Raw genomic sequence first — 23,253 nt, 5'->3', positions numbered from 1 at the left:
CTCCAATTGATTTTCCGGTATAGCGGTTTCCGACGTCTCGGAAAACCAAGTAGTTCTCTCAAAGTTACTTTTAATAACGGCGCGAAAATCAGAAGCTTTAGAAAAACTTTCAAAAAACCACAAAAAAAATATTAATCTAATATTTATCAACAACTTAATTTTCATCATTTTCTAATACAGCGATAGATTTCAATTGGAAAAAGATCTTAATCTGTTCAGAAAGCGTACGAACCGCCGTCTAAATGGCTCAAGGTCGAGAAATGATCAATCGCCAAAGATCTCTGACTTACGCAAATCTTGTGTAATAGATGACATTATTTGTCGTGAAGAAGAACCATCAAATAGAGATTTGGAAAAGGTAGTGCGAGAAAGTTCACAGGAAAATAAATAGCAAAAACAAGAAATACAGAAAGGAAAAAGCCCCTTTTCCTTTGAGAGAACCGGGGCTAGTTGGCGCGTCAGAGCCTGTGTGGAGATCATCGAGAAATGAACACATTTCCGACTTGCCGTTGCATTCTTACTGCAAAAATGGATAGCAGGTGAGAGATGAGAGAGCTAAACATTCAATAGTAAGTATGCTTGCCAGTTTCCCTTGCTGCATGGCTCACGTCTGAACACGAGCAGCAAGTTCAACCAATAACTATTGCAATAATGACATTGCAGAGTTAGGCAACTGTTTTGCTTGAGCAAGTATTGAAGTACCTGCTTGTTGCAGAATTTGTGATTTGGTCATTTGCGTCGTCTCTTTCGCAAAGTCCGTATCTTTGATTCGGCTGTTTGAAGCGTCTACGTTCTCTTGTACGTTTGCCAAGTTATTAATACTGTGGCTTAGACGGTTCTGTTTTGCACCCAAATCAGCACGCTGTGAATCCACGTACTTCATTGCAGAATCAATCACGCTGATCGCGTTCTGTGAACCCGCAACGCTGGTTAAGCTAACATCTTGAACCGAGGTTGCGCGGCCTTCACTCTTAATACCTAGCTCAGACGCTAGACCACCAGAGATAGACATTGGGCCGTCAAGGTCAGGTTCAGCAACGAACAGTTGAATGCGACCATCATCAGTAACCGATGCGTTCACAAGATCAGACTGACCATTAATGTAAGTCGCAAGCTCTTCGATATCATCGCCCGCTTTGGTATTGATATCTAAAACGATGTCTTCACCCGCTTTGGTTTTGAATTCGAACTTAAGATCGCTCGCTGTTGGCGGCACTTCCCAGTTCTTATCTTTCGCGTTTTCTGAATCGAACGTAGTACCACCCATACGGTAGTCATCTGCACGGATACTTGTCAGAGCCATGATCATTGCTTCACCAGAGTTAGAACCGATCTGGAATGAAGCTTCACCGAATGAACCGTTCAGTAGACGACGACCACCAAACGATGTGGTTTCCGCAATACGGTTAAGCTCATCTTGAAGTGCCATTGACTCTTCGTTCAGTGCAGTACGCTCTGCCGGCGAGTTAGTGCCGTTTGATGATTGAATCGCTAGATCACGCATACGTTGTAGTACGTTAGTCGATTCGTTCATCGCGCCTTCTGCTGTTTGAGCAATCGAAATACCGCCGTTGGCATTACGCATTGCCACATCAAGACCACGAGACTGAGCGGTTAGACGGTTCGAGATTTGCAGACCTGCCGCATCATCTTTCGCGCTGTTGATCTTGTGACCAGATGACAAACGCTCCATAGAAGTCGCTAAGTCATTAGATGCTTTATTCAGGTAACGCTGTGCTGTCATAGCAGATACGTTAGTGCTTACATTGATAGCCATTTTGCTCTCCTTATGAGTTCGCAAAGTTTCTGCGAAGCGGCCAGCTTTACTCTCATATGGATAAGCACTGACCGTGTATTACTCGATAAACCCTATACAAGGTTTAAGATCTGTATTAATCATTTATAACCAACACAGATACAAGTTGTATGCCAAGTTTAATATCATATAAATAATTTTTTAATTATCTAAAAATCAGAAGCTTACAAACAACACTGCGCAATTATGATTTTCTACTATTAGAAGATGAAAAACATTCACCTTCCTTATTGCCGTTTTTTGCCGCTATTCTAGAAACATCATGCTTCGTACAAAAAAGCGGCAAACTGTGGCGTCATTCGCACGTATGGCATAGCACATACGGCAAGGAATCAACGCCATGGTGATCGACAAGCCACCATTAAATACCGATTGATCATTAAATATAGTTAAACAAGGTCAGGTCTTTGGTTTTGCCAAACGCTTGTTGAGAAGCTTGTAGTGCTCGAGAGTTTTCATTGAACTCAATGATCGCTTTCGAGTAATCCAAGTCTTCAAAGTTGCTTTTTGCTTTTGCTAAAGACAACTTGAAATCTTCATGTTGTTGCTCTTGAATATCCAAAGTACTCAAGCGTGCACCAACATCGGTTCTTGCCTTGGTCAAATGGATAAATGCAGCGTGGAACTCTTCAGTTACTTGGTGCAGTTTCGCTGTTGCTGATGCATCCGATACCGGGTTTTCAGCCTGCTCAGCAGCCTCTTTGAACGTATCAAAGATAGAGAAAGTCTCTCGTGGTTCTAAGGTGATCGAATCACCTTTAGTGATTTGGCCTTTGATTTGAATATTCAGCCCTTCATAAACAATGCCTGTCGAAGGATCAAAATCTTCTGCCGCAACCACTGCGCCGTCTTTTTCAAGCTGATAAGCGAAATTGCCCGTCTGCATGTCGACAAACGTCACTTTATAAGTAGACCCATCTTCATCGCTGTTGGTCGCACGCCCGAGCAATAACTCAGACGCAGGTTCAAGCTCGTACTGAGGTTCGTAGTCACCGAACGGGTTGTCTATTTCCATAAACATCTTGCTGCCCGGATCATTCATTGCCATTTCAAAGCTGCTTGCCACACGCATCTTGCGTTGGTAGTCATCACCTTGATATGTCACATTCCCTTCGTTATCTCGAAAGAAAGGCTGATTTTTCGGCTTAGTGCCTGCAAACGTGTAGTTACCCGACTCATCTTGAGAGTTGGCTAAATGCAGGAAGTTATTCGCCAGTTCTTGAATTTCACGCTTCTTAGCTAAACGGTCTTCCGGAGAAAGCGCACCGTTGATCATTTCCATCACGGTTCGTTTTGCTTCATCAGCAAAGCCTTCAGTGTTAGAAACCAATACTTCATGATGCTCAAGACGGTTTCTGACTAGAGTAATCGCATCGACATACTGTTTAAGCTGTTCTGACTGCTGACCAATGTTCTGTAAATAGTGCGTCGCTAATGGGTCATCACTTGGCGACTGTAACTTCTTACCCGAAGCAAGTTGTGCTTGGTTGTGATGCACCTTGTTCTCTTGACGGCGCAAGTCGTTTTGTACTGACTGATAATTATGGAAGCTAGAGATACGATTCAACATTTATACCTTCCTATCTCAGAGCCAAAATAGTGTTAAACGTATCGTTGGCTGCTTGCATGATACGTGAAGAAGCCATATACGCTTGCTGAAATTTCATCATGTTTGCCGCTTCTTCATCGAGGTTTACTCCCGAGATAGAAGCAATACGTTCTTGAGCCGACTGTTTTTCTAATGTCGCAATATCACTCAGGCGATTTGCCGTTGAAGACTTCAAGCCCGTATTAGTATTCAAGTTGTGGTAAAGGTCTAAAATCGTAGACTCACCATCATTCAACAGCTTTCCTGTTTGAAGATCTTGTAGCTTACGCAGGTTACCGTTGTCACCTTCTGATGGGACAAGGTTTGCCGTAAACTTATCATTTGCCACCGCACCGGGTGTGAGCTCAAACGTTGTACCGTTGATGGTCACTGGCCCTTGTGGCGGATACGGTTGAGGCTGCATTAAAATGTTACCCTTCGGATCCGTCACAGCAAACTGCTCACCTTTTGGTGAGACAATCACTTCAAACTCACGCAGTTGACCTGCTTCTAGGATTTTAAATCCCGCTGTACCCTTGGCAAACGTGGTCGATGCCTCATAACTTTGCGCAGCAATGTCTTTCGGGTCTTTGGTTTCCATATGAATCTGCGCAGCAAAATTACGCGTTGGACGCAGTAACAGTTTCTCTCCTAGTTCAGGAGGGTTACGTACTTCCACTCGCATGCCATCAAGATAAAAAGCACTACCGCTAGAGTCGGTCGCCATCTTAACGGTCTCACCGTTCGGCTTAGTCACGACATAATCACTGCCATCGTATTTCAGTCCATACTCACCGCCTTTTAAGGCAGAAGTATCATCAATGTATACCGCAACATCGGCTTTCGATTGCCCGCTAGCCGTGACACGAGATTTTGCCACCAGCTCTGAGTTCACGTCGGTAAACAAGTCCTTACCTACGTTGCCGTTAAGATCCAAACCTTGTTCTTGAAGACTATTGACCTCATATGAAAACGCGGTCGCCAAACGACCAAGCTCATCCATGATTGCTGGGATATGTTCGTCACGCATGTCTAGCATGGCGCCGATTTTTCCGTCGATATCACTGCTGGTGATCGGTTTTAAAGACTTACCTTCAACAATCGCTAGGCGGCGCTGATGTGCATCGGGTAAGCCATCAACCATCTTCAGCTGACTCGCTTCACTACCAGAGACCAAGGTATGGCCATTACCAATATGGACATTAAACCCTTCGGCATTTGAGCGTGGTGTCACCGTAACTTTGGTGTAACCAGAAAGCTCATTAATCAACTTTTCATGCTGATCTCGTAGGTCATTATGAGGCCCAGGAGTTCGCATCATTAAACGCTGAACATCACGGATCTCGTACGCAAGTTGGTTAACTCGCTCGATACCCATATCTAATTTTTTATTCGTAGAATCAGACTGTTGACGAACTGTTTCATGAAATTCATTCAAGGTTTTAGTTACAAGCCCTGCTTTCTCTAACACGACCTTACGCGCACCCACATCATTTGGGGTATCGGCCAGAGTCTTAACGGAATCAAACCATTCGTTGAGGTTTTCTGGAATCTTCTTTGAAGCGACCGACGACAACATGCTCGACAGCATATCGAGGTTGGCTTCGGTATCGCCTTTGTTGGCGGCATTGGTTGTCGATAAGTTAAGTTCTTTGACGGCAAACTGATCCCAAGAGCGGCGAACATTTTCCACATGTACCCCCATACCGTAGGATTGCCCACCATACTGGCGCGGGTCATTCACACCTTGAATCACAGACTGGCGGCTATAGCCCTCTGTGTTAGCGTTAGAAATGTTATGACCTGTGGTGTTGAGCTGTCTCTGAGCCGTAAGAACACTTTGTGCCCCTACATTCAGAAGATCCGACGCCATAATGCCCCCAAAAAACTTAACAAAACCAGAATGAACTGATTAACTACAACCGTATATTACTAAGATAATTGCAATATATGTGCCAACAAAAACAATAGGAAATTAAAAGACGATAATTTATTGAAGTGTAAGGAGATAACTATGGATTACGCGTAAGAACTGAAGGGGCGGAGAAGAAAAGAGCCTGCCAGTAGCAAGCTCTCTATGTTGATTTATGACGCTAGTTCATCTCATCAATCTTGGCTTTAACTCGTAAAACCTTGTCTGCATAGTTAGGGTCAGTTGCGTAACCAGCCTGATGAATACCTTTGATGAAATTCTCTGAATTGCCTTGATGCTGTAGCGCCGTTTCGTATCTTGGATTTTCGTTCAAGAACTTCACGTAATCATTAAAGCTATCTTCGAAATTAGAGTAAGAACGGAAGGAAGCTGACTCTTTAACGGCGGTTTTGCCATGGAACTCAAGAGTTTGAGTCGCGACCTTATCGCCCTTCCAACTTCTATCTGCTTTGATGTTAAATAAGTTATTGCTGTTGCCCAAAGAGTTCTTAACCATTTTAGAACCCCAACCCGTTTCAAGGGCAGCTTGTGCCAATAGAAGAGACGAGTCCACACCAAGCGCACTTGCCGCTTTTTCCGCGTAAGGCTTCATTGAGGTCACAAACGATTCTGGAGAATCAAAGGATACTGGCTGTTTTGCTGCTTGCGCAGGTTGAACGTCTGACGCTCGCTCTTCCGAACGGCCTGAATATTGCGGTCTTTGCAATGAAGCATCAAAGCCTTCACTGCGAACCTTCTCTTCAGACGTATCGCTTGCTTGGCCAGCGCTTAGTTGAGCCACGATCATATCTGCAAGACCTAATGAACCTGAAGCGCTTAACTCACTCGCCATTTGGTCATCTTGCATCTGACGATAGAACTGCTCGTTCTGGCTGTTCAACATATCCGACTTAAAGCTCGAGTTAGCATCGCGCATTGACTTAAACAACATCGAGGTGAAAATCGATTCAAACTGTTTTGCCGCCGCGGTTAATGCTTCTTTCTCGCTACCTTCTTCACCGTTTACCGCTTGTTGACGAAGACGGTCTAAACTACCGATGTCGTGAATAAAGCCGATGTCATTGTTATTCTTAATCATGCTTTATTCCTTAGATAATGATCAATTGGCCTTCAATCGCACCCGCTTGTTTCAGTGCTTGAAGGATTGCCATTAAATCAGAAGGTGCAGCGCCCACTTCATTGACTGCGCGTACCAAATCGTCCAGCGTTAGGCCAGGTTCAAATTTGAACATCTTACCATCGCCTTCCGTGATTTCGATATCAGAATCAGGGACCACTACCGTTTGGCCACCAGAGAATGCATTCGGTTGGCTTACGTTTAGATTTTCTTTAATTGCAACCGTCATACCACCGTGGGTGACCGCCGCCGCTTTTAGGCGAACGTGCTTACCAACCACAATCGTACCTGTACGAGAGTTGACGATGATTTTTGCAGAGCCTTCAGCAGGGTCGAACTCGATGTTTTCGATAGCCGACAAGAATGCTACACGCTGGCTGATTTCACGCGGTGCACGAACTTTTACTGAAGTTGCGTCTACCGCTGAAGCCATTTGTGGGCCTAGGAAATTATTAACCGCATCAGCCATACGCTGAGCCGTTGTGAAATCTGATTGGATTAGGTTGAAGGTGATGTAGTCACCACGACCGAATGGCGTTGGGATCTCTTGTTCAACCGTCGCACCGCTAGAGATGATACCAACGTTAGGGTTGTTACCGACAATCTTAGAACCGTCGTTACCTTGTGCACTAAAGCCACTTACCACCAAGTTACCCTGCGCGACCGCATACACTTGACCGTCTAGACCTTTCAAGAAGGTCTGTAGCAAGGTACCACCACGAAGGCTTTTTGCTGAACCGATAGAAGAAACGGTTACGTCAACTTCTTGGCCTTGCTTAGAGAATGCTGGCAGTTCAGCAGTCACAATAACAGCCGCGACGTTTTTGGTTTTTGGCTTAGTGCCGGGCGGCAATTGGATGCCAAAATTTTGCAGCATTGCGTTAAATGTTTGATCGGTAAAGGGAGTTGTCTCACCAGTACCCGGCAAGCCCGTGACCAAACCATAACCGACAAGTTGGTTACTACGAACACCCGCCACTTTTGCCACGTCTTTGATTCGCGCAGCATGGGCACTGGTGGCAAGAAATAGCATGCCGAATAGTACGAGTGTCAGTTTTTTCATTGAGTAACCTGTCTGTATTGCTTTAATTTATAATAGCTTAGCTAAATGTGGCTCAGTGATAGAGGCTGTCAGTATGTCGTCGTCCTATCAAGCTCTACAGAGATACATTAAAGAATCGTGCCAAGAATCCAGGCTCTTGCATATCTTTCTGCACGCCCGTGCCCGAGTACTGAATTCGTGCGTTAGAAACACGGTTTGAAGCGATGGTATTTTCAAAATCAATATCATCAGGACGGATGGTGCCGCTTAGGCGGATATACTCATCGCCTGTGTTCAGTGTCATCCACTTCTCACCACGAACCACTAGGTTGCCATTGGCTAATACTTCGATCACTTCTACGGTGATATAGCCGCTGATGCTGTTACTTTGGTTGGCTGACGCATCACCAGCGAAGGTATTGGTGTTGCTCAGATCGTAAGAGAAGTTGTACTTATCGATCGTCAGCTCTTGACCACCAACAGCCAGCGGCTCCATCGATGCATCATTCGACTTAGACATGTCTGCGTTGGCTTTTTTGGTCGCTCGAGTATTCTCATCTAGCGCTACAGTGATGATGTCACCAATACCACGAGGCTTTGAGTCGTCATACATGCTGCCAATGTGGTTCACATTAAACAGTGAGCCCGTTGCCGCTGCATAATGCTCTGGCTTCTGCTTGGGGTTGATTGGCGCCCATGCAGGGTCACCAGCAATTGGATCGGTTCGCCCACGAAGCGTGTCGATAATTCCTGAACTTTCTTCTGCCGACTTATCGCCTTCAACCGCATCAACCACTGTGGTCGCGTTCTCTTGTGCTGGCGTCTCAATTGGATCCAGTACTGTACAACCAGTCATCGAAGCTAACAGGGCTAAACAAAAAATACGTTTCATGGCGATATACTCTCAGCAGGCAGTGGTAAATGGGTCAATTAGCAAAAACAGATAGATTAATTAAAAAAGTAAACGGCGAATAAACCAATTACAGCTGTTGGTTAACAAAGCTCATCATCTTGTCTACTGACGAGATAACTTTCGAATTCATTTCGTATACACGCTGAGCTTCAATCATGTTTACCAGCTCTTCGGTTACGTTTACGTTCGATGTTTCTAGCATCGATTGGCGGATGTTACCCAGGCCATCAAAACCCGGTACACCCTCTTGTGGGTCGCCACTCGCGCCAGTTGGCAAATAAAGGTTTTGACCTATTGGCTCTAGACCACCTGGGTTTACAAAGTCAGTAATGGTAATTTGACCAACCACGACGTTGTTTTGCTCGCCACGTAGACGAACCGATACTTCACCGTCGTTACCAACCGTTACCGAGATCGCGTCTTCAGGAATCACAATTTCTGGTTGTAGAGGATAACCTTGGCCCGACGTTACGATCGCGCCTTCACCGTTCAGTGTGAACTGACCATTGCGGCTGTAACCTGTTTCACCGTCTGGCATTTCAACTTGGAAGAAACCGTCGCCTTCAATCATCATGTCTAGGCTGTTAGATGTCGTTTGTGCGTTACCGTGAGTGTGCACTTTTTGAGTCGCGACGACCTTAGAACCGGCACCCAGCATCAAACCACTTGGCAGCTCAGTATTCTGAGACGATTGACCACCCGGTTGATTAATATTCTGGTAGAACAGATCTTCAAATACCGCGCGGCTCTTTTTAAAACCAATGGTTGAGGCGTTGGCAAGGTTGTTCGAAATCGTTGAGATATTGGTTTGTTGGGCGTCTAAACCCGTTTTACTTACCCATAATGCTGGATGCATAGCAATGTCCTTTAAATTCTATTAGCTCATACGAAGCAGTGAATCAGACGACTTGTCCATTTCCTCTGCTGTGCTCATCATTTTGACCTGCATTTCAAACTGACGTTGTAAGTCAATTAGGCTGGTCATTTCACCTACGGCATTTACGTTACTGCCTTCGATAGCACCTTTTAGCAACGTTACCGCTGCATCTGCTTCGTATGCCTGATCTGGGTTTTTCGAACGGAATAGACCATTCGTGTCTTTAAACAAACTTTGGTTGTCTGGACGTACAAGCTTAATACGATCAACCACGGCCAATTCTTCAGCTGGAGCGCCTTGAGGAATCACCGAAATCGTACCGTCTGTACCAATTTCTACTTTGCTGATTGGGATTGGCAGCGTGATTGGTGCATCGTTTTCACCAAGCACTAAGTGACCGCTTGCGTTGGTTAGTAAACCGTTTTGGTCAACCCTTAGGTTACCGTTACGTGTTAAACCTTCACGGCCAGTATTGTCCATCACTGAAATCCAACCATCACCTTGAATGGTAACGTCTAGATCTCGGCCAGTAGTAACCACACTACCCTGAGCGAAATTATGACCCGGACGCTCTGTCATGCTGAAAACACGAGTAGGCATGCCTTCGCCATACGCTTGCATTGAACGTGCCTGTGCTAAATCAGCACGGAAACCCGTTGTACTTACGTTGGCAAGGTTGTTTGCACGTAGCTGCAAAGCTTGCATATTTTGCTTAGCGCCACTCATGGCAAGAAACAGTGCGCGATCCATAATTTTGCTCCAAAAATCATCTTCTGGGGCTAATAAAGCAAACACTGTGCCAATATTTTTAACTGTTATTTATCAATAATTTAAATAGAAAACGAACAAGAAGGGTGATCATCAAAGGATCATTGAGGAAGAATTGTTGCCAGTGGCATTACCGGGCGGCAATAGGGGCGGCAAATAAAAAGACAAACAACAATACCCAATTCAATAACATTGAATTGGGTATTCGCAGATGATTCAAACGCTTTAAACGATTAACGAATCTGAAGAATATTCTGTTGTAGCTGGTTGTGTACTTCTAGAGAACGCGAGTTCGCCTGGAAGTTACGTTGAGCAGAAATCAAATCAACCAGTTCTTGAGTCATATCGATGTTCGACTGCTCTAGCGAGCCGTTGTTGATGCTACCAAATGAACCTTTGTTCGACTCACCCCAGATCTTGTCACCAGAGTCGTTGGTAGAATCCCATTGAGTACCGCCTTTCTTATCCAGACCTTGCTCATTTGGTACACGAACCAAGCCTACACGGCCAAGCATCACGTTTTCACCATTTGAATAAGTACCTAGAACACTGCCGTACTCATCGAAATCGATTTTTGTTAAGAAACCTGTTGTCGCGCCATCTTCATCAAACTTAGTCAATTCAAACGGAGCGGCAAACTGAGTTGAAGAATCTAAACCAAACTTAAGCACTTGAGTTGGATCAGCACCGTTCAAGTCAATAGGGTTCGCACCAGCACCCAGTGGTTCCGAGTTAATCGGCTGACCATTGTTTAGGCTTGCTAACGTACCGTCATTGTTGAACTTCATTGTGTGACCAACATGACCTTGTGCATTCGTCGCATCACCACCAGTAATGTTGACCGGCTTTTCACCGTTCTCATCTGACATGGTGTAGTACGTTTGCCAAGTGTTTGGTTGAGTCTGATCTTTGAGGTAGTAAGTCGTTAACTTGTAAGACTGACCCATAGAATCGTATACCGTCGAAGACGTTGCACGGTTATAAGTATCAGCATCTTTGAAGTTAAATGCAGCCGGGTCTTTAAGATCACCGTTTGCAGGAAGGTTAACCCCTACTTCAATGTTTTCTGTCTGTTTTGGTTTACCAAACTCAGCAGGAATGTCGAGAGGCTTTGGCGCATAAGAAAGAACTTCCCCCGAGTTTGGATCAACATCGTAACCTAAAAGAAACTCATCATTAGCGGTAACCATGTAGTTGTCTTTGTTTAGGTGAAATGCACCATTACGCGTTAATTCGTTAATCTCTGGCACCATGCGGTCTTTCGATACTGCAAAGAAACCTGTACCACTTACACGTAAGTCCATTGGGTTGTTCGTATAAATACTTGAACCTTCGTGGAACTGTTGCGCCACTTGGCTAGCTTGCGCACCGCCACCTGCCGTCGTTTTTGCGTTAGTGAACAACGAGCTTGAGTAAACATCACCAAACTCGGCACGAGACTCTTTAAAGCCAAATGTGTTCGCGTTCGCAATGTTGTTACTGGTTGTATTCAGGTCTAATTGTGCAGCGGATAGGCCGCTTAAAGCTACATATGACATTCCATTATTCTCCTAATCTATCTAGCTAGCATAGTCACTCAATAAAGAGCTACGCTTTACCAACTTCTAGTACTTCAGCAAGTCGTACTGGCGATGTGAAACCAGCCAGATTGAGTAGTACGTTGCCATCGCCCTTACCAAGAAGCACACTGTTCACGTTCGCATAACTGGAAACTTGGAACTCTGTGTTCTCGCCATCCAGCAAACCCGACGCTTTCACGTTGTATTTACCGGCCGGCAATGGGTTACCGTCTTCGTCTTTTCCGTCCCATTCAACACGTGTATCACCAGATGGTTTAGAGCCGATATCAAATGTGCGAACCAATTGGCCAACTTCGTTCTCAACACGGACCATTACATTGTCCATTGCCTGAGGAAGCTTAACCATTGCCGCCATACCGCCATCACCGGGTTTTACACCTGCCGCACCAGGAACCAATACATCACGCCCAACTAAAGAGGAGGCCTGAAGAGCTTGGTTAGAGGTCATTGATGAATTCAAGCTTTCAAACTGTGTATTCATTTTGCCAATGCCATCTACGGTCGCAAATGAAGCCATTTGCGCAATCATCTGGTCATTGCTAACCGGCTTGAAAGGGTCTTGTTGTGCTAGTTGCTTAGTCAACAAAGATAAGAAGTCTTCTTGTTTAAGATCCTGCTTACCTGTTGTTTCGTCGGGCTTTTTAGCGCCATCTTGAAGACTCTTCAGCTGGTCAACATAGGACAAGCCGCTTTGACCAACATTGTTGTTGATTCCAGCCATGTGCTACCTCCTTATCCTTATTGACCCATCTGCAGCGTACGCAGCAGCATTTGTTTACTCGAGTCAGCAACCTGTACGTTTGTTTGGTACGCACGTGATGCCGAAATCATGTTTGCCATTTCTTCCATAACGTTGACATTAGGCTTGTAGATATAGCCTTCGTTGTTCGCTAATGGGTGATCCGGGTTGTACTCCGCGCTTAGCGGCTTATCGCTTTCCACAATACCTAATACTTTCACAGGCACAGTGTGACCACTGTTGCGTGCTTTATTTAACTCAGCGCCGAACACTGCGTGACGAGCCTTGTAAGTTTCTTCAGCAGAACTACTTACACTGTCCGCGTTCGCAAGGTTGCTCGAGGTCGTATTTAGACGAACAGATTCAGCACTCATCGCAGAACCAGTCACATTGAATACATTGAATAAACTCATCTAATTATTCCCCTTTAATCGCTTTAGTTAAATTCTTGAACTTACTTCCTAAGAAGTCGAGAGAGGCTTGATGCCTAATTTGGTTTTGCATGAAAAGGTTTCTTTCCAAATCCAAATCAACCGTGTTGCCATCTCCTGTATCAGGTTGGGTAGGAATGCGATACTTCGTTTCCCCGTTCACCGTTGTTGAGGCAGAAATGTGCCGACCATCTGTACGGCTAAGACCAATGCTTGCCCCAGAACTTGCCGCTTGCAGTGATTTCTTAAAGTCTAATCCCTTTGCTTTATACCCAGGCGTGTTTGCTTGCGCGATATTGGTGGAAAGCACCTCAGCGTTACGCTCACGTACACCAACTGTGTGCTGGTGAATGCCCAAAGCATTGTCAAAAGAAATAGCCATGTAAACCTCAACTCAAGAACTGACTGTTATGAAATAACCAAAGCAATATATATACCAACTTTTGAAACAAGGCGGTCTATCAATGCTTTTACAGGTTACTCGTGGGTAAACTTGCAATAAACAAGCCAAAAAATAGAGTAAATTGGAATGTCACTCTGACTTAAAGATATAGCTTAAGCAGGAAAAAGAAAACCCAGCACTTGGCTGGGTTTTAAATTTAGACGGTAACCTTACACCTAATATCGGTGCCGCTCGTTACTTTAATTTGTAGATGATGCCTGGATTACAGCGAACCATTTCAAAACGATCGGTTAAGCCTGTTAACGATTCAGACGCGCCCAATAGTAAGTACCCACCAGGGTTCAGGCTATTTGCCATCTGGTTAAGTACCTTTGACTTCATATCAGGCGAGAAGTAAATCAGCACGTTACGACAGAAAATAATGTCGAACTTGCCTAACAATGCATAGCTGTCCATCAGGTTCTGAGGGCGGAAGTTCACCATGCGCTTGACGTTATCTTTCACTTTCATACGGCCATCGCCCGCATCTTCAAAGAAAGTACGACGGCGCTCTGGAGAAAGTCCACGTCCCAATGCAAGGTTGTCGTAAGCGCCAGTGCGGCACATATCCAACATACTTGCTGAGATGTCAGTTGCGGTAATCGATACATTTGGCAGCATACCTGGCTTACGAGCTTGAGTTTCAAGAATCGTCATTGCCATTGAGTATGCTTCTTGGCCTGAAGAGCTTGCCGCAGACCAAATCTTAATAGGACGTTTATTTGCCGCTATTTCCGGTAGAAGCTTATCCGCAAGCACAGCAAACGGGTAAGTATCACGGAACCAAAGTGTCTCGTTCGTCGTCATGGCATCGACAGCAGCCACACGCAGCTCACGGTTTCGACCTGTTACTACATCTCTCAACAAATCAGACAAAGAAGCTAACTTAAACTTCGTTACTAATGGGCTTAGACGACTGCGCACTAAATACTGCTTGCTGTCACCTAATACAATGCCACATTGAGATTCTAAGAAACGGCTGAAATCGCGATACTCTTGATCACTTATTGTTATAGCAGTCATTAATGTCTCTTTTAGTTAGTTAACGCAGCTTTTACAGCTGCACCAAGCTCATCTGGGTTGAATTTAGCGATGAAGGAGTTAGCTCCAACACGCTCAACCATGGCTTGGTTAAATACACCACTCAACGATGAGTGTAAAATTACGTATAAATCTTTAAGTTCGGCGTGACGACGAATCTCAGCAGTCAGCGTGTATCCATCCATTTCTGGCATTTCGATATCAGAAATCACCAATGAAATCTGATCGTAAATACTGCCTTCTGATGACATCTGTATCAGCTTCTCGTAGGCTTCTTTACCATCCTTCACCGAGATAACTTCAAAACCAATCGACTCAATAGCACGTTGAACCTGCTTACGAGCAACGGTCGAGTCATCAGCAATCAAGATGCGGCGAACCAGTTCTTTCTCTTGTTCTACTTTCGCAATATCTTCAGCAATCTTGCTGTCCATTGTTTCATCAACAGGAGAAATTTCTGCAAGGATCTTCTCAACATCAAGAATTTCTACCAATTCATTATCAATGTTGGTTACCGCTGTCAGGTAGTTAGCTCTACCTGCGCCATCTGGCGGCGGAAGAATCGATTCCCAGTGCATGTTAATAATGCGCTCAACTGAACTTACCAAGAAACCTTGAATGGTTCGGTTAAACTCAGAGATAACCACAAAACACTTTTCAACATCCGTTGTAGGACGGCCACCAATCGCTAAGCTCAAGTCGATCACAGAGATCGTTTGGCCACGAATGTGTGCTACACCTTTAACCAGTGGGTTCAAGTTTGGCATCTTTGTCAGCTTAGGGCATTGCAGCACTTCTTTTACTTTAAAGACATTAATGCCGTAACGCTGACGCCCCATTAGGCGAAAGGTTAGTAATTCTAATCGGTTTTGACCGACGAGTTGCGTACGCTGATTCACCGAATCAAGAATACCCGTCATGAGCTCATCTCCATATCAAACTTTTTTGTATAAAAAGTGTTAGTCTACTGCAGGCTACGAACCACCAGAGAAACGGAATGACGTATTATAAAACAAATTTGCCACCTCTTTCCATAGCAATGTGTAGAGCTACTTTTAAAACTGTCGCTAAGTTTATCGGCATTTTATCAATATTGTTTAGTTTTTTTGTACAAGCTGCGACCCCAGAACAAATTGAGATGATTCAGTCTGCAGCGGAGCAACATATCCTTGATACAGTTGAGCAGCCACAAGGTGGCGAACTCTTTGTTAATTCAGCAAATGTTGACTCAAGAATCAAAGCGACAGACTGCCCAGTGCCTTTAGAGACCAGCGCCTCAACCACCACCAATACCCGCAGCAGTATTACGGTTTTAGTGCAATGTGTTCCTGATGAGTGGCGCGTTTATGTACCCGTGCGTCTTTCGATGTCGGTGCCCCTTGTCACCACCACTCGTTCACTCGCGAGAGGCGAAATCGTCGGTCAATACGATGTCACCACCGCTATGATTTCTCTTAACAAGTTTCGTCGCCAAGGTTTCACAGCCCCACAACAAGTCATCGGCGCTAAGGTAAAAAAGAACCTAAGACCGGGCGATGTTGTAGAAAGAGGTGATATCTGTGTCGTCTGCCGAAACGAGAAGGTTATCATACAGGCAGTAAAAGGTGGCATGACCATTACCACCAAAGGGACTGCGCTTACCGATGGCTCTATGGGTGATCAAGTAAGAGTGAAAAATGACAAATCACAGCGTATAATTGAAGGAATTGTTACCAGCATGTCTGAAGTCACAGTTTACTTTTAACTCTTTACTTCTAAATTGAAGGTATCGTTAGCGATTTCACTCTCTACTCTAACGCCAAATGTGACGGCGGCGGTGTTTTGTCGCTTTTCGACTATTGAGCTAAAAATTGCTAAAGTATTCGAACCCTTGGTCGATATTGACTGTACAGGTTCCCATTTTTGAAGAAAAAGGCTTAACTATGGCAGGCATTGATAATATTCGTTCAGGGCAAACCCTAACGACCACTAACCGATCAGCAGTACGCTCTGATTCTAGTTCTGAGGCATCACATTCTGATGTATCAACTAAATCACCAACAAGCAAAGATGCGGTTTCACTTAGCCAACAAGGCAAAGCGATTGGTCAGCTCCACCAAGATATGGCAGCACAACCAAGCTTTGATTCTGTGAAAGTAGCAGCGATCAAAGAAGCGATTGCGAACGGTTCATACACTGTTGATCCAGAAAAACTGGCAGACAACATGATCAAGTTCGAAGATGAATTAAAAGGTCTTTAAGCCAACACTCACTTTTGATTGAAGTGATTGTCTTAAAGCATACGAGGTTATGAATAGGTTTACGTTATGGCGGCACTAGCAGATTTAGTTAATTTTCAACTTCAAAATGCCAAAGCCTTATCTGAATTATTAAGTTCAGAGAAAACCGCTATTACGAGCCGACAATCAAACGATATTGAGCGAATCGCCAAAGAAAAAGTAGTCCTTGTTGAACAATTAAGATCAACCGATCAGCGAATCGCGACCCATACCAATATCTCAGAACTGACCGAGAATCCTGAACTTGCTCAGTTAGTCACAAAGATCCAGTCGATAGTGCACGATTGCCAGCAAGCGAACCTTGTTAATGGCGAAGCCTTGAATCGAGCACACCTTAGCTTCAAAAAACTCAGCAATATGATGCAGCAAAGCCACGGTAAAATTGGCATGACCTACAATGCCGGTGGTCAAACGCATACTATTTCCACGCTGGGAACCAACGTAAAAGCCTAGTTAAGCTACCTCTTCAACAACACTCCTACTTAAGTCTGTATCTCAGGCTATTTCTGTCGTTGTTCTTTATCAAAATTTCTAATCAGCCTTTGAACACCCTGACAAAATCGATAAACAAAAAAGCGGCAAGTATTTTCATACTTGCCGCTTTTACATCCATATTAGTTATTGGTTGCCGATATGCCATCTGGAAAGCGAGTAGCAACCAATATCACTGAATATTCAATTCGAACACCGAAATTAGAACAGTGTTTGTTGTCTCTTCTCAGGTACTGCCTGAACTTCACCGTAGTTACGTAGCTGATCCATCTTGCGAATATCCAACTGAAGCTCTGTTACGTAGCTATCACCCACAGGGTAACTGCGCACCACTTCTGCGCCACGGATAACACCATCAACCGCACCAGAAGTACGTTCCGTACCAAGGCGTTGATCTTCAAGCTCTGCCCGACCACTCACTCGCATACCGTAAACTTGTTCTGCAAGTTCACGATAGGCGTCGATCTTAGAAGCTCTCATCGCACGGATACGTCTTTCTTCATCGTTACGTCCTTTCTGCTCACTGATACTCGCGTAGCCAACGGCAACTAAGTAGTCGTCTGGCCTCATGTTTTGCAGTGGCTGACAGCCAACAAGCAGTAAAGCGGCAACAACAAATATTAACTTCTTCATCTCGAACTCCTAAGGGCGAAGAATAACAGTATAAGGCTGGCTGATCGTTGGGTCAGAACGAATGATAACGCCATCTTGAGTTCGAATACTGTTTAGAGTATCTAGGTCACGACCAATACGGTCTGCAGGCAAGAAGCCTTGTGCCGTCGCCACGACAATGCGAGTTTGCATGCCAACAACACGAGCATTGACTAACACACCACCTTCTTGGCGAAGCATAGTGCCTGTCAGTACGTACTGTACGTCTTGTTCTTGAGCTAAGTCTTTCCAATCGCGGCTTAACGCAAAGTCACCTTGATGAGTCACTTGAATAGAACCTGTTGTTTTGAAATCAACAACCTTGAAGCCACGACGCTGAAACTGATGAATGAAACCTTCTGATACCGAGTTTCCTAGCCAGTTCGTTGTGTCCATGTGTTGCAGGTCAACAAACGACGTAATCGCTATCGGAGTTCTTGCTGAGATACTCGTATTCGAAATGATCAGATCTTCGGTCATACTTTCCACGAAGAAATCCATGGTATGACGAGGGCTATCCATCAACATAAACTGACTGCCTGAATATTCAGACTTGCCGTTATAGATTGGCGAATAAGCGCATGAGGTCAACAACATGACACTCATTACTACGAGCCATTTTTTCATTCTCTTATCTCCAGATAGGTTTAGTGCTCCCTGTTCCAATATGTTCTCACCATTATTCTTTTCAATGGATTACAATGTTGGAACAGTCTTTGCTTTTCATTAATGGTTCAGATTAAGAAAAACGCACTTAAGTCAGCTTCAAGCTTATAGTTATTTGTTAAGCAATATTTATACCCAACTGGTAACGAATAGATGAAAAAAATAATTTCTTACTTATTTTCAATAAGTTCACTGATAACCATAAGCTTCAGTGCTCATGCCTCTTGGTATGAGGTTACCGGTACCGCAGCCATCGTATCGTCAGAGGAAACGGCAAGGGTCCATGCTCTGGAAGACGCGGTATATAAAGCGATCCAGTTCTCAGGAGCCGACATTGGTAGCATTGCCAACCTCACGCCCTACCTCGACGCAAACAAAAAAGAGTTTCAATTTACCAATCATGAGGTGCGCTACATCTTGGTAGAAAAAGAGAAAAAACGCAGTGGCAATATAATGATCACCGCAAGGATCGATATCTATCCTTCGGCAAATGCTTGCCATGAGAGCCAATATAAGAAGACATTTTTGGTCGGCAACATCGATGTGACTTCCCCACAGCAAGCTGTAATGGGCAGAATCTATAACATCGGTGATGATTTTGGTCATGTCGTAGATCGACAGCTGGCGCAAGAGTCTCGCAGCTTTGTTTCCGTTGGCACGACCAATTACGACATCGACAAACGTCGACCTGAAGTGATCAAGATGATCGCCCAAGACACTGGCGCACAATACATCATTGGTGGCGACATTACCGATTTAACCGCGACCATCGAGTCCAAACTGTTGAAAGACGACATCATCAATCGCCAGTTTGCGTTAGAGATGCAAGTCTTCGATGGTAAAACAGGACATCAGGTTTACAACCGTAGCTATCGTGAAGTGGCAAAGTGGCCATTTGCTAAGACCAGTGAAGTCGACACCCGCAGTGCCCGTTTCTGGGCATCAACCTACGGCAGCATGATGCTGCGTGTTAGCCGTAACATTATGTTGGACTTAGAATCGGAAGTGTCATGTAAGATCACCCTTCCAGAGGTTGCAGCGGTATTTGGTAACACTGTGACCATTGATTTAGGTCGAATGCATGGCGTACAACAAGGTGACAAGTTGCAACTGTGGCACACAGGTTCGTTTATCGACCAACGCGGTTTGCCACGCAACAAGGTTTCTCAAAGCGACATCACACTGACCGTTTCTCGCGTTTATGAAAACGAAGCAGAACTGACGATCGACCAACCAAGCCTTGCTGGAAGCATTCAAATTGGTGATGTGATGCAGAAAATCATGTAGTTAGCGACACGCCCGCCTCACAGTTTCTAATAAAGCCTTAGCACTTTTGTTAAGGCTTTATTTTTTTCATGGGTATTAGTTTCGGTTTTGCAGTATTTGGCGTAATCTTATTAATAACATAATCATCACTTAGCAAACTATGAGTCAGAATAATCTAATTGGTGCTACCGGTTACCGCTTTATCTCGAAAGGTAAAACCGCTTTTAAGATCCACATTCATACTCCCGAAGATACGGTGTTGCATCGGTCGGTCGGTTTTGTTCGTATGGGTGAAGACAAAGCACTGAAGAAAACCATTAAATTAAGAGATGAACTGGGCAGACAGCTATGGGGCAAATTTTGGCCCAAAGTCCTCAAAGAGCCCTACCTGATGACGCGCCTGCCTCATAGTCTAGAACCCAAAATTGTATTCAAACCAAATCCAACTCAGAGTGATCCCGAACACCGCGACGAATGCTACATCGCTAAGTGGCGTGTATTCTCAGAAAACGGCGACTACAAATACAAAACTAAGGTGTGCTCCATTAGAAAGCACGGCAGACTTGCCGCTTACAGCCAAACCAAACGTGCGCTGCTTGATGCTCACAAAGACGTAATTGATCTACTTATATTTATGGGACGATTGAACAGCATCGACTTAAAATAGGCTTAAATCCGATTAAGCTGACCGCCCATATTTTTCAGATACAAAAACAGCCGCACATTGCGGCTGTTTTTAATTTATGACGATCCATCGTGGCAATTTAGAGTATTGCTACATACAAAATCGATTACCTAGTTTCGGCATATCTCAGCCAGTGTCGCCAATCGGCGCTTAGACTCTTTCACATAAGGGTTGGCTTGATCCCATGCGTAACCCGCCAGAATTGAGCACACCATCTGCTTAATCTTTGGATTTGGATCTTGATAGAAAATCACATCCTGCAAAGTACCTGAGTACCACCCCTCAACATACGTTCTAAAGGTGTTTACACCAACCATCAAAGGAGCGGCATAATCGCGTTCCCAATCTACCTTCTCACCGTTAAGTTGCTTTTCGACACACTCAACCGCAAACTGTGCCGACTTCATCGCAATCGTCACGCCTGACGAGAACACCGGGTCAAGGAACTCGCCGGCATTGCCAAGCAACGCGTACTTATCCGTCGCCAAATGTTTTACATTGGCAGAATAGCCACCAATTTCACCCGCAGGGTTTGGATACTCGGCGCTTGCCAGTATCTCAGCCAAGCCCGGCTCTTCCGCTGCCAGCTGTTTAATTGCAGCAATCTTGTCTTCTGGATAGGACTCAAAGAACTTAGGCTCTCCTACGACACCAAACGAAGAGACACCGTTACTAAACGGGATCAACCAATACCAAACATCAGGGTTGGTTGGATGCACAGAGATAAGAATTTTATTTCGGTCATATTCAAGATCGGTATCCACCTCTGCAATATGATCGTTAATGTGCGTAAAAATAGCTTTGCGTGGAGGGAGCGATGACGGCTCTGCCAAGTTAAGCATTTTTGGTAGCACTCGACCAAAACCACTGCCATCCAGAACGTATTGCGCTTCTATCTGATAACGCTCTCCACCCAGCACTTGTACATCTAAAATGGTGCTGTCGTCGGTGAAATTAATGCCCATTAACTCATGTTGGTAATCAATGCAGACACCCTGCGCCTCAGCCGTATCTGCCAAAACCTTATCAAAGGCACCTCGCTGAACCTGAAACGTAGTTCCAGGGCCAGAAGAGAACTTGTCTTCAAAATTAAACGCCGTATAAACGCCATTTTTGCGAAAGGCAGCGCCATCTTTGTATTGGAAGTTAGCGTTGATCACTGCGTCAGTCATCCCAGCCTGTTCAATCACTTCCATACAAGCTGGTAATAGGCTTTCACCAATAGAAAAGCGAGGGAATACGCTCTTTTCAATCACTCGAACATCGATGCCTTTTTTATGAAGTAAAGACGCAGCAATAGACCCTGATGGCCCAGCTCCGATGATCACCACTTGAGTTGATAGTTTTTTCATTATTTAAGCCATGTTTGTTATTTTTATTGCGCGCCAGCTTTCAATTCTAGAAGCGTGTGACCAAGACCGATATCGTCGGTACGCGTTACCACTTCAAAGCCCGCTTCTTCAACAATCTCTAAGAAATCTTCACTGCGGTAAAAACGACTGTTGCCATTGGCCAAGCAGGTAAAGTAGAGAGACGTCGCGTTTAAGCTATAAGAAGCCGCATCGTATTTCTGTGAATCCCAAAACAGTTCAAGGATATAGACAGTCGCATCTTCTGACATATGAGAGCGAACGCGCTTTAATATGCTCAGAATCTCCATTGGCGAGAAACAATCAAGGAACTGACTCATCCACCAAACATCCGCGCCCGTTGGCAGAGTTTGCTGTTTATCGAGCATATTCGCTGGGAATGGCGTGACTCGCTCTTGATGACCATGCTTTGCCGCGTTTGCCATTGCCATTTCTAGCTGCTGTGGCAAATCAACAATCGTCACCTCAACGTCCGCATCATGGTTGCAGCATTGCATCGCCCACTTACCCGTGTTGCCGCCGATATCCACCAGCGACTTAGGTTTCTTGCTGAAGACTTTTTCAAGTAACACAGGGAACGAGCGATCCGAATAGAAGTGATCAAACTTGAACCAACTCTCTTTTGCTTTTTCTGGCAATTGAGACAAGCCTTGGTAAATGGTTTCCCAATCACCCAACTCTTTCAAGCCTGCAGGTGTGCCTTCTTCAATCGCTTCTGTTAGATGCATCATCGCGGCATAACAAACATCGGCTGTGAAATCCATGTTTGCGTTAGTCATACCATCATGCAGAAGGTAGAAACCAAGGTTAGCCATTTTGTAGTTAGGCTTTTCCCAAGTCACAATATGAGCACTTAACGCCATATCGAGCAGGACTTTCACGCCGTACTCAGAGACACCGGTCGATTCAGAGATAGACTCTGCTGGTAAACCCTCGTTGCCCGCGTCATCTAACGCTTTCAAAATGCCTAAATCACGAAGTGTACGAGCAGTATGAAAAACAATCGGAGCGAAAGACAATTTCTGCGCTTCTGTTTTTGCTTCTAATGCGTTGAATGGATCTAATTTATATTCCGACACGAAAAACCTAACTTTAAATAATAGAGAGTTACTCAGCTGCCATTTGCGCAAGCTTACGTTTAATATCAACGTTTAAGTTATTAACCCAACGGTTGTAATTACGGTGTATTTCACCATCGTCGTACTTCAAATTCTCTGATTCAACGTAAAGAATAGAGTAAAACTTATCACTATAAGGAATTTCAACCACAGCGTGGTGCGAACGAACATACAATTCAGCGCGGATCAAACCAGGCTTTATTTCTGAAACCAACCAGCCTCGATTTTCAGCAGATTCAGAAATAGCTGATTTAACCTGTTTACTTTGAAGATTCAGTGCAACTGGAGTATCCTCAACATTCATTACAGGTTGGACGCGTCCACATCCTGCAAGAACGAATATGAATAACATTGAAACTGCTATTTTTAGTAATTTCATTTAAATTCCTTATCTGTGTTTATTTATAAGCGCGCATAGTATTTAGTTAGACTCAAAGCA

24 protein-coding genes are annotated in these 23,253 nt (G+C 44.5%); 5 read left to right on the top strand and 19 right to left on the bottom strand.

Going from position 1 to position 23,253, the window contains the following annotated elements:
- Positions 1 to 640: 640 nt before the first annotated feature.
- The 14 genes from AB6D93_RS20000 to AB6D93_RS19935 all read right to left on the bottom strand — a co-directional run bounded on the left by AB6D93_RS20000 (position 641) and on the right by AB6D93_RS19935 (position 15,207).
- A complete protein-coding gene (locus AB6D93_RS20000) occupies positions 641 to 1,777 on the bottom strand; it encodes a flagellin (RefSeq protein WP_372159187.1) in 1,137 nt (378 codons plus the stop codon).
- Positions 1,778 to 2,195: 418 nt separating this feature from the next.
- Positions 2,196 to 3,386, bottom strand: coding sequence for a flagellar hook-associated protein FlgL (gene flgL, locus AB6D93_RS19995; protein WP_017064129.1), 1,191 nt, complete (start codon positions 3,384 to 3,386; stop codon positions 2,196 to 2,198).
- Positions 3,387 to 3,396: 10 nt separating this feature from the next.
- Positions 3,397 to 5,277: a flagellar hook-associated protein FlgK gene (flgK, locus tag AB6D93_RS19990; RefSeq protein WP_017067655.1), complete on the bottom strand. Its 1,881-nt coding sequence runs from the start codon at positions 5,275 to 5,277 to the stop codon at positions 3,397 to 3,399.
- 220 nt (positions 5,278 to 5,497) lie between these two features.
- Positions 5,498 to 6,415, bottom strand: coding sequence for a flagellar assembly peptidoglycan hydrolase FlgJ (flgJ, locus tag AB6D93_RS19985; RefSeq protein WP_017064131.1), 918 nt, complete (start codon positions 6,413 to 6,415; stop codon positions 5,498 to 5,500).
- 10 nt (positions 6,416 to 6,425) lie between these two features.
- On the bottom strand, positions 6,426 to 7,517 hold the full coding sequence (locus AB6D93_RS19980; RefSeq protein WP_017062257.1) for a flagellar basal body P-ring protein FlgI: 1,092 nt from the start codon (positions 7,515 to 7,517) through the stop codon (positions 6,426 to 6,428).
- 94 nt (positions 7,518 to 7,611) lie between these two features.
- Entirely contained in the window at positions 7,612 to 8,388 is a 777-nt protein-coding gene (gene flgH, locus AB6D93_RS19975) for a flagellar basal body L-ring protein FlgH (RefSeq protein ID WP_017062258.1), read from the bottom strand.
- An 88-nt stretch (positions 8,389 to 8,476) separates the two neighbouring features.
- Positions 8,477 to 9,265: a flagellar basal-body rod protein FlgG gene (gene flgG / locus AB6D93_RS19970; protein WP_102333651.1), complete on the bottom strand. Its 789-nt coding sequence runs from the start codon at positions 9,263 to 9,265 to the stop codon at positions 8,477 to 8,479.
- A gap of 21 nt (positions 9,266 to 9,286) precedes the next feature.
- Positions 9,287 to 10,036, bottom strand: coding sequence for a flagellar basal-body rod protein FlgF (gene flgF / locus AB6D93_RS19965; RefSeq protein ID WP_017056855.1), 750 nt, complete (start codon positions 10,034 to 10,036; stop codon positions 9,287 to 9,289).
- A 251-nt stretch (positions 10,037 to 10,287) separates the two neighbouring features.
- Positions 10,288 to 11,592, bottom strand: a complete 1,305-nt coding sequence (gene flgE / locus AB6D93_RS19960) for a flagellar hook protein FlgE (RefSeq protein WP_017062260.1) — start codon at positions 11,590 to 11,592, stop codon at positions 10,288 to 10,290.
- A gap of 49 nt (positions 11,593 to 11,641) precedes the next feature.
- Positions 11,642 to 12,355: a flagellar hook assembly protein FlgD gene (gene flgD / locus AB6D93_RS19955; RefSeq protein ID WP_010439286.1), complete on the bottom strand. Its 714-nt coding sequence runs from the start codon at positions 12,353 to 12,355 to the stop codon at positions 11,642 to 11,644.
- Positions 12,356 to 12,372: 17 nt separating this feature from the next.
- A complete protein-coding gene (gene flgC, locus AB6D93_RS19950) occupies positions 12,373 to 12,786 on the bottom strand; it encodes a flagellar basal body rod protein FlgC (protein WP_004736176.1) in 414 nt (137 codons plus the stop codon).
- 4 nt (positions 12,787 to 12,790) lie between these two features.
- Positions 12,791 to 13,186, bottom strand: coding sequence for a flagellar basal body rod protein FlgB (gene flgB / locus AB6D93_RS19945; RefSeq protein WP_004736175.1), 396 nt, complete (start codon positions 13,184 to 13,186; stop codon positions 12,791 to 12,793).
- Between the two features lie 255 nt (positions 13,187 to 13,441).
- Positions 13,442 to 14,269, bottom strand: a complete 828-nt coding sequence (locus tag AB6D93_RS19940) for a protein-glutamate O-methyltransferase (RefSeq protein WP_004736174.1) — start codon at positions 14,267 to 14,269, stop codon at positions 13,442 to 13,444.
- Positions 14,270 to 14,280: 11 nt separating this feature from the next.
- The gene (locus AB6D93_RS19935; RefSeq protein WP_017064134.1) at positions 14,281 to 15,207 is read right to left on the bottom strand and encodes a chemotaxis protein CheV; all 927 of its coding nucleotides are present in this window, start codon (positions 15,205 to 15,207) and stop codon (positions 14,281 to 14,283) included.
- 77 nt (positions 15,208 to 15,284) lie between these two features.
- Between AB6D93_RS19935 and flgA the strand changes: the two genes are divergently transcribed.
- The 3 genes from flgA to AB6D93_RS19920 all read left to right on the top strand — a co-directional run bounded on the left by flgA (position 15,285) and on the right by AB6D93_RS19920 (position 17,019).
- Positions 15,285 to 16,031 carry a flagellar basal body P-ring formation chaperone FlgA gene (gene flgA, locus AB6D93_RS19930; protein WP_017062262.1) on the top strand — a complete coding sequence of 249 codons (747 nt, stop codon included), beginning with the start codon at positions 15,285 to 15,287 and terminating at the stop codon, positions 16,029 to 16,031.
- A gap of 178 nt (positions 16,032 to 16,209) precedes the next feature.
- Positions 16,210 to 16,527, top strand: a complete 318-nt coding sequence (flgM, locus tag AB6D93_RS19925) for a flagellar biosynthesis anti-sigma factor FlgM (RefSeq protein WP_102333652.1) — start codon at positions 16,210 to 16,212, stop codon at positions 16,525 to 16,527.
- 66 nt (positions 16,528 to 16,593) lie between these two features.
- Positions 16,594 to 17,019, top strand: coding sequence for a flagella synthesis protein FlgN (locus AB6D93_RS19920; RefSeq protein WP_017062264.1), 426 nt, complete (start codon positions 16,594 to 16,596; stop codon positions 17,017 to 17,019).
- A gap of 240 nt (positions 17,020 to 17,259) precedes the next feature.
- Here AB6D93_RS19920 and flgP read toward each other — a convergent pair whose 3' ends face one another.
- Positions 17,260 to 17,691 carry a flagellar assembly lipoprotein FlgP gene (flgP, locus tag AB6D93_RS19915; RefSeq protein WP_102333653.1) on the bottom strand — a complete coding sequence of 144 codons (432 nt, stop codon included), beginning with the start codon at positions 17,689 to 17,691 and terminating at the stop codon, positions 17,260 to 17,262.
- Positions 17,692 to 17,700: 9 nt separating this feature from the next.
- A complete protein-coding gene (locus AB6D93_RS19910) occupies positions 17,701 to 18,336 on the bottom strand; it encodes a FlgO family outer membrane protein (protein ID WP_017064137.1) in 636 nt (211 codons plus the stop codon).
- 192 nt (positions 18,337 to 18,528) lie between these two features.
- Here AB6D93_RS19910 and AB6D93_RS19905 point away from each other — a divergent pair, with 192 nt between their 5' ends.
- A complete protein-coding gene (locus tag AB6D93_RS19905) occupies positions 18,529 to 19,662 on the top strand; it encodes a flagellar assembly protein FlgT (protein WP_017062267.1) in 1,134 nt (377 codons plus the stop codon).
- 139 nt (positions 19,663 to 19,801) lie between these two features.
- A complete protein-coding gene (locus AB6D93_RS19900) occupies positions 19,802 to 20,308 on the top strand; it encodes a hypothetical protein (RefSeq protein ID WP_017062268.1) in 507 nt (168 codons plus the stop codon).
- A gap of 128 nt (positions 20,309 to 20,436) precedes the next feature.
- On the opposite strand, the gene AB6D93_RS19895 is transcribed toward AB6D93_RS19900, so the two are convergent.
- Genes AB6D93_RS19895 through AB6D93_RS19885 form a run of 3 tightly spaced genes read right to left on the bottom strand, consistent with a single transcriptional unit; the run spans position 20,437 to position 23,193 of the window.
- A complete protein-coding gene (locus tag AB6D93_RS19895; protein WP_017062269.1) occupies positions 20,437 to 21,678 on the bottom strand; it encodes an NAD(P)/FAD-dependent oxidoreductase in 1,242 nt (413 codons plus the stop codon).
- A gap of 23 nt (positions 21,679 to 21,701) precedes the next feature.
- Positions 21,702 to 22,775, bottom strand: coding sequence for a methyltransferase (locus tag AB6D93_RS19890; RefSeq protein WP_017062270.1), 1,074 nt, complete (start codon positions 22,773 to 22,775; stop codon positions 21,702 to 21,704).
- 28 nt (positions 22,776 to 22,803) lie between these two features.
- Positions 22,804 to 23,193, bottom strand: coding sequence for a hypothetical protein (locus tag AB6D93_RS19885; RefSeq protein WP_017062271.1), 390 nt, complete (start codon positions 23,191 to 23,193; stop codon positions 22,804 to 22,806).
- Between the last annotated feature and the right edge of the window lie 60 nt (positions 23,194 to 23,253).

This window comes from Vibrio sp. 10N.247.310.23 (genome assembly GCF_041467155.1).
GTDB classification, from domain to species: domain Bacteria; phylum Pseudomonadota; class Gammaproteobacteria; order Enterobacterales; family Vibrionaceae; genus Vibrio; species Vibrio crassostreae_C.
This window is presented reverse-complemented; position numbering and strand designations above follow the sequence as displayed.

Bases quoted from the DNA above. Each gene is read 5' to 3' on its own strand.
- flgE (WP_017062260.1), bottom strand. From the start codon at position 11,592: ATGTCATATGTAGCTTTAAGCGGCCTATCCGCTGCACAATTAGACCTG.
- flgP (WP_102333653.1), bottom strand. From the start codon at position 17,691: ATGAAGAAGTTAATATTTGTTGTTGCCGCTTTACTGCTTGTTGGCTGT.
- AB6D93_RS19980 (WP_017062257.1), bottom strand. From the start codon at position 7,517: ATGAAAAAACTGACACTCGTACTATTCGGCATGCTATTTCTTGCCACC.
- AB6D93_RS19895 (WP_017062269.1), bottom strand. From the start codon at position 21,678: ATGAAAAAACTATCAACTCAAGTGGTGATCATCGGAGCTGGGCCATCA.
- flgD (WP_010439286.1), bottom strand. From the start codon at position 12,355: ATGGCTGGAATCAACAACAATGTTGGTCAAAGCGGCTTGTCCTATGTT.
- AB6D93_RS19910 (WP_017064137.1), bottom strand. From the start codon at position 18,336: ATGAAAAAATGGCTCGTAGTAATGAGTGTCATGTTGTTGACCTCATGC.
- AB6D93_RS19935 (WP_017064134.1), bottom strand. From the start codon at position 15,207: ATGACGGGTATTCTTGATTCGGTGAATCAGCGTACGCAACTCGTCGGT.
- AB6D93_RS19885 (WP_017062271.1), bottom strand. From the start codon at position 23,193: ATGAAATTACTAAAAATAGCAGTTTCAATGTTATTCATATTCGTTCTT.
- flgM (WP_102333652.1), top strand. From the start codon at position 16,210: ATGGCAGGCATTGATAATATTCGTTCAGGGCAAACCCTAACGACCACT.
- flgG (WP_102333651.1), bottom strand. From the start codon at position 9,265: ATGCATCCAGCATTATGGGTAAGTAAAACGGGTTTAGACGCCCAACAA.
- flgH (WP_017062258.1), bottom strand. From the start codon at position 8,388: ATGAAACGTATTTTTTGTTTAGCCCTGTTAGCTTCGATGACTGGTTGT.
- flgB (WP_004736175.1), bottom strand. From the start codon at position 13,186: ATGGCTATTTCTTTTGACAATGCTTTGGGCATTCACCAGCACACAGTT.
- flgK (WP_017067655.1), bottom strand. From the start codon at position 5,277: ATGGCGTCGGATCTTCTGAATGTAGGGGCACAAAGTGTTCTTACGGCT.
- flgF (WP_017056855.1), bottom strand. From the start codon at position 10,036: ATGGATCGCGCACTGTTTCTTGCCATGAGTGGCGCTAAGCAAAATATG.
- flgA (WP_017062262.1), top strand. From the start codon at position 15,285: ATGACGTATTATAAAACAAATTTGCCACCTCTTTCCATAGCAATGTGT.
- AB6D93_RS19900 (WP_017062268.1), top strand. From the start codon at position 19,802: ATGAGTCAGAATAATCTAATTGGTGCTACCGGTTACCGCTTTATCTCG.
- AB6D93_RS19940 (WP_004736174.1), bottom strand. From the start codon at position 14,269: ATGACTGCTATAACAATAAGTGATCAAGAGTATCGCGATTTCAGCCGT.
- AB6D93_RS19920 (WP_017062264.1), top strand. From the start codon at position 16,594: ATGGCGGCACTAGCAGATTTAGTTAATTTTCAACTTCAAAATGCCAAA.
- AB6D93_RS20000 (WP_372159187.1), bottom strand. From the start codon at position 1,777: ATGGCTATCAATGTAAGCACTAACGTATCTGCTATGACAGCACAGCGT.
- flgC (WP_004736176.1), bottom strand. From the start codon at position 12,786: ATGAGTTTATTCAATGTATTCAATGTGACTGGTTCTGCGATGAGTGCT.
- flgJ (WP_017064131.1), bottom strand. From the start codon at position 6,415: ATGATTAAGAATAACAATGACATCGGCTTTATTCACGACATCGGTAGT.
- AB6D93_RS19905 (WP_017062267.1), top strand. From the start codon at position 18,529: ATGAAAAAAATAATTTCTTACTTATTTTCAATAAGTTCACTGATAACC.
- flgL (WP_017064129.1), bottom strand. From the start codon at position 3,386: ATGTTGAATCGTATCTCTAGCTTCCATAATTATCAGTCAGTACAAAAC.